Origin of the sequence: Vibrio sp. VPAP30 (genome assembly GCF_001188205.1) — a bacterium.
Taxonomy (GTDB): domain Bacteria; phylum Pseudomonadota; class Gammaproteobacteria; order Enterobacterales; family Vibrionaceae; genus Vibrio; species Vibrio bivalvicida.
On the sequence record NZ_LBLS01000002.1, the window covers coordinates 1 to 1,079 of the forward strand.

General features: G+C 43.6%; 1 pseudogene. It reads left to right on the plus strand.

Annotation, left to right across the window (positions count from 1 at the left end):
* Nucleotides 1-1,079 (plus strand): annotated as a pseudogene (locus ZX61_RS00010) (M16 family metallopeptidase); the annotation flags it as partial.

Below are 1,079 nucleotides of genomic sequence, written 5' to 3' on the forward strand. Positions count from 1 at the left end.
AATCTAGAGTACTGGACTCACTTACTGAGCACTAGGGCTTTGATTAATCGTATTGACACATTAGCGTACGAAAGTGGCGGTCGAATTCTGTCACCGAGTATGTCATCAGAGATAAGCTTAGAATCTGTTCGTGTAAGTCAAATCGGGGTGACAACAGCAGATAGAGATTGGGACTTTGGCCTCTCAACACTAGAGCAAAAATTACGTCAAGCGGTTGAGTTCGGTTTTACCGAAGATGAGATAAAGAAGCAGCTTACAGCGTTAGAAAATGAACTACAGCTTAGTGTCGAAACGGCTGGGGATTCGTCAAGTGCCACTCTTGCTAACAGAGTCATGAATGCCGTTGATAGTGGTTACGTTATCGCATCACCACAAACCGACCTATCCATATTCTATGAACTACGAGACCAATTGACCGTTAAATCAATTAATGAGGCCTTTCGGAAAAGGTGGGCATCTCAACCACCTCGTCTCTATTTAACCGAGCGTAGCAATGCCCCAGGCCTTGAGAAGACGTTGCTTGAAACATATGCGGAAAGCCAACAAACTAAGGTAACGCCCTATGTGGAGAAGGCTGCCACTGAATTTGCTTACCAGAACTTTGGTAAGCCAGGCAAAGCTAAGCTAATTGGTACGTCCAAATACGGACATATTCTTCGCTATCGTTTTGATAATGGTGTCATGTTGAATATTAAACAGACCGATTTTGAGAAGAGCGTTGTATACATCTCTGCCCGTGTTGGTAAAGGGCTGATGGCATTAACTCAAGAGCAATCTGCTCTGATTAATTTGTACAACGTCGGCATGTCTACTGGTGGGCTTAAAGCTCATGATATTAATGATTTGAAGCGCATATTTGCAGGCACGACCATGGGCCTTGAAGCCACGGTAGAGACTAACGCATTTGTTTTGAAACAGGCAGTGAAAAATGAAGATGCGCTTAATCAACTTCGGGTATTTGCCGCCTTAATGATTGACGGTGGCTACCGTGAACAAGGCAAGTCTTTCACGCTACAAATGTTAAGTAATTACTTAGAAACCTACCAGGAAAGCCCAGAAGAAGTTCAGGCTGTTAATAT